Annotated in this window: 4 protein-coding genes; 2 read left to right on the forward strand and 2 right to left on the reverse strand. The window is 71.1% G+C overall.

Features of this window, described 5'->3' with window-relative positions:
• Both AB0J09_RS62520 and AB0J09_RS62525 read right to left on the reverse strand, forming a co-directional pair.
• Positions 1-896 (reverse strand): MFS transporter (locus tag AB0J09_RS62520; protein WP_360713679.1); only part of this gene is annotated, 896 nt, incomplete at its 3' end.
• Entirely contained in the window at positions 889-1,476 is a 588-nt protein-coding gene (locus tag AB0J09_RS62525; RefSeq protein WP_360713681.1) for a helix-turn-helix domain-containing protein, read from the reverse strand. The genes AB0J09_RS62520 and AB0J09_RS62525, both read right to left, overlap by 8 nt.
• Positions 1,477-1,548: 72 nt before the next feature.
• Between AB0J09_RS62525 and AB0J09_RS62530 the strand changes: the two genes are divergently transcribed.
• Together AB0J09_RS62530 and AB0J09_RS62535 are read left to right on the forward strand one after the other, a co-directional pair.
• The gene (locus tag AB0J09_RS62530; RefSeq protein ID WP_360713683.1) at positions 1,549-1,938 is read left to right on the forward strand and encodes a hypothetical protein; all 390 of its coding nucleotides are present in this window, start codon (positions 1,549-1,551) and stop codon (positions 1,936-1,938) included.
• Between the two features lie 46 nt (positions 1,939-1,984).
• Positions 1,985-2,311: a DUF202 domain-containing protein gene (locus tag AB0J09_RS62535; RefSeq protein ID WP_360713685.1), complete on the forward strand. Its 327-nt coding sequence runs from the start codon at positions 1,985-1,987 to the stop codon at positions 2,309-2,311.
• Positions 2,312-2,377: the final 66 nt, after the last annotated feature.

The raw sequence follows: 2,377 nt of genomic DNA on the forward strand, positions 1-2,377 counted from the left end.
CCGAAGACGACCGTCGCGCCGCCCAGCAGCACCCGCGGGACGGCGCGGCCCGGATGGAGTGCGACCACGAGCCCGCCGGCGATCCCGCCCACCGCCTGCACGGACAGGAACAGCCCGTACGCGTCGCCGTCGCCACCGAGCACGTCCGAGACGAAGGGCGCCGCGAGCGTGGCGAAGATCCCCTCGCCCAGCCCCGTGATCACCATGTACGCCACCAGCAGGCGAACGCCCCCGTCGCGCGCGGCCAGGCGCAGCCCGGCGACCCACTGCCCGCCCAACGTGGCCGCTTTCGCGGAGCGTCCTGGTGTCCGGAGCGTGGCCTGCAGGATCGCGGAGATCAGGAAGCTACCCAGGTCGATCAGGACGACCGCGGCCGGCCCTCCGGCGCTGACGGCGATCCCGCCCAGTATCGCACCCAGCAGGCGGGCGACCTGGCCGGTCTGACTGTGCAGGGCATTGGCCCGTAGGAGCTGGGACTCCGCCACGATCTGGGGCACGAGCGCCCTCTGCGCGGGTGTGAGCACCGTGCTCAGGACGCCGGTCCACAGGGCGACGGCGTACACGATCCACACCTGGGCCGGCTCCCGTACGGCGAGCAGCGGCAGCAGCCCGAGTGCGAGCAGCACGTCGGTGACGACCAGCAGCCGGCGGCGGTCCCACCGGTCGGCCAGCATCCCGGCCACGGACCCGAGCACGACGTCGGGCAGCCGCGAGACCAGCAGCATGATCGCGGTGGACAACGTCGAGCCGGTCAGCCGGTAGACGTAGAAGGCCAGGCCGGTGCCGACCACCCAGTCGCCGGTCTGCGAGATCAGCCCGGCGAGGAGCAACCGCCGGTAATCCCGGTTGCCGCCCACCAGCGCCCAGACCCCTTCGGCGGGCCGGGTCTCAGTCACCGGAGCCGGTGGGAGGCAGGGGGACCACGACCTGGGTCAGCAGCACCGGGCGGGCGTCCCCGGGACGCGCCGACGGGTCGTCGACGCGCGCCATCAGCGGCCCGAGCAGCTCAGCGATGGCGGCGCTCACCGCCGTCACCTCGTCCGGCGTGGCGTAGAGGTACGTGTTGCCGACGCCGCCGATCCGTCGCCACGCCCCGGGCTCGTCGTGCCGGTGCTGCTGCCATTCGACCAGTCGCGACAGGGCCCGCTCGGCGATGACCTGCTCCAGCAGGCTCCGGGCGGCCGCCTGCTCCGCCGTCGCGCCGTCGTCCCAGTCCTGGACGGTCTCGGTCACCTTCCACGGCCGCTCGCGCTCGTCCCTGGCCTCCGCCTGCTCCACGAAGCCGTACTTGGCCAGCTGCCGCAGGTGGTAGGAGGCCAGCGCCTGGCTGATGCCGACCTCCCGCCCGGCGTCGGCGGCGGTCATGGCGCCCGCCCTCAGCAGCAGCTCGTGCAGCGCCAGCCGCACCGGATGCGCGAACGCCCGCATCGCCGCCGCGTCGTCGAGCAGCCGTCGCCGCGAAGATTCCAAAGACATGCTTGGAATCTTGGGCGGCGCGCCCGGCAGATGTCAAGGAATCCCTTGGAATGCGTTGGGTAGGGTCGAAGCATGCGACTCCTCAAGAGCCGGTTCGTCCCTCTGGCCGCCTTCGCCGTGTGTGTCTTCGCCGCGGGATGTGGCGAGGTCAACAACACCATCGACAAGGCCCAGGCGTGCATCGAAGCCCCGAAGATCGTCACGGAGCTGGGCGCCCAGGTCACCAAGCTCACCGATGACCCCAAGGCCATGGACAAGGCCCTCGACGACGCCGCGGCCAAGCTCAACGACATCGCCGACAAAGCCGCCAACACCACGATCAAGCAGGCCTCCGATGACCTGGCCAAGACGCTGAGCGGCATCAGCGTCAAGAACGTCAACGACGCCGTGGACGCGGCACAGAAGGTCGCCACCGAGAGCGCGGCCTACGTGGAGAAGGTGACCAAGGCCTGCACCGGCTGAATCCCGGCTTCTCTAGGGGAAATGGGGACGAACTACCGTTTTTCCTATGGAACCCGACCCGCGTTTTACCTTGGCCAACGAACGCACCTTCCTCACCTGGCTGAGCACGGCGCTGGCGCTCAGCGCGGGTGGGGTGGCCATGGCGGCCGTGCCGCCGCACGTGTTCGTGCCGTGGATCCGTACCGCGTTGGCCATCGTGCTCGTGACGCTCTCCGCGCTGGCGGCGGGCATGGCCTACCCGCGCTGGCGTCACATCCAGCGCGCCCTGCGCCAGCAGGCGCCGCTGCCGCCGCCCGCGCTCGCGGCCGTCTTCGGGTACGGCGTGGCGGCGGTGGCGGTGATCGCCCTGATCCTGATCATCCTGGCGGCCTGAGCGGCGTCGAGATGGCACCGGAGAAGGAGATCTGGGACAGCGGGCTGCAGAGCGAGCGCACCCGGC

Source organism: Nonomuraea sp. NPDC049784 (assembly GCF_040659615.1).
In the GTDB taxonomy this organism is placed as follows: Bacteria; Actinomycetota; Actinomycetes; order Streptosporangiales; family Streptosporangiaceae; genus Nonomuraea.

Coding starts and splice junctions, on each gene's coding strand:
- AB0J09_RS62530 (WP_360713683.1), top strand. CDS start 1,549: ATGCGACTCCTCAAGAGCCGGTTCGTCCCTCTGGCCGCCTTCGCCGTG.
- AB0J09_RS62535 (WP_360713685.1), top strand. CDS start 1,985: ATGGAACCCGACCCGCGTTTTACCTTGGCCAACGAACGCACCTTCCTC.
- AB0J09_RS62525 (WP_360713681.1), bottom strand. CDS start 1,476: ATGTCTTTGGAATCTTCGCGGCGACGGCTGCTCGACGACGCGGCGGCG.